Source organism: Paenibacillus sp. OT2-17 (genome assembly GCF_009827695.1).
In the GTDB taxonomy this organism is placed as follows: domain Bacteria; phylum Bacillota; class Bacilli; order Paenibacillales; family Paenibacillaceae; genus Paenibacillus; species Paenibacillus polymyxa_B.
Genome location: NZ_WUDQ01000857.1, coordinates 1 through 1,118, shown reverse-complemented (window position 1 = coordinate 1,118; position 1,118 = coordinate 1). Strand labels below are relative to the sequence as shown.

Sequence of the window (1,118 nt, the reverse complement as noted above, 5' to 3'; positions counted from 1 at the left end):
TGCTACATGCTGGGTGCTGCTCTCGGTTACTACTACCCACAGCTGAGAACGTGGTTTCTGATGCGTAAGGGGGAACGAAGTGTTGCCGGAGTGCTGACATGGATCGCAATTTGGGCTTTATGGCTGATTTCAGCCACCATGCATGTCTATATGTGGTACGAAAATAGAATGTACGGAATCTCGTACAATTCGCTAGTTTTTGAACTTATGTATAATATGTACAGCCTGTCTAGCACTCTGGTAATACTACAGATTTCCTTTTTAATGTACAGACGACAAGATTCCTTTGTCACTCGCAAACTGGAATGTCTGGGCACACTGTCCTTTGGTGTGTATCTGATTCATCCGTTCTTCCTGCTCCTGTATCGGCAGTTTTCACCACATATCGGTTCTCCGCAGCTTATTCATGCGTGGTATGCCGGAGGTTTTTTCTTTGCACTTCTTTGCTCTTGGCTCGTCGTGTCGATCATCTCCCGTTTCCTGCCATTTGCTTGGATCTTGTTCGGTCAACTACCAGAAATAGAAAAAAGACAATTCAAGCAAGAAAACCGTATTTCTTCAACTGAAACAGCACTATCCAAAGGCTGACGACCCCAAGCAAGCGAACTGAGATGAGTGTCCATAGCCTCCATCTTTAAAAAGGTATATAATACGCCCATATTGTATACTGCTGGAAAGAACAGAAAGGGTGCACAACCATGCATAACGGAACCATTTTATTAGTAGACGATGAACCTGAAATTATTAAGCTGATGCAAATTTATTTGGAAAATGAAGGATATCGACTGCTTATGGCACGAGACGGACTGGAAGCGCTGGAGCAAGTCAGTCGGGAATCGATAGATGTGATGGTGCTTGATGTGATGATGCCCAATATGGACGGGGTTGAAGCTTGCATGAAGATCAGAGAAACCGAGCATTTTCCGATTATTATGTTGTCTGCGAAGGGACAAGATATGGACAAAATCACAGGACTCAGCGTTGGGGCCGATGATTATGTCACTAAGCCGTTCAGCCCGTTGGAGCTGGTGGCACGCATCAAATCCCAGCTGCGCATAGTACGGAAATACACCCACTCCTCCCCTTTGTAGCATGAAATGATACTGGATGAACTCTCC

General features: G+C 45.1%; 1 protein-coding gene and 1 pseudogene. Both read left to right on the top strand.

What is annotated here, in order from left to right; translation table 11 throughout:
- Positions 1-588, top strand: a 588-nt coding sequence (locus tag GRP75_RS27700) for an acyltransferase (protein ID WP_160790977.1), incomplete at its 5' end; no start/stop codon positions are given.
- Positions 589-698: 110 nt separating this feature from the next.
- Positions 699-1,088 (top strand): annotated as a pseudogene (locus GRP75_RS27695) (response regulator transcription factor); the annotation flags it as partial.
- Between the last annotated feature and the right edge of the window lie 30 nt (positions 1,089-1,118).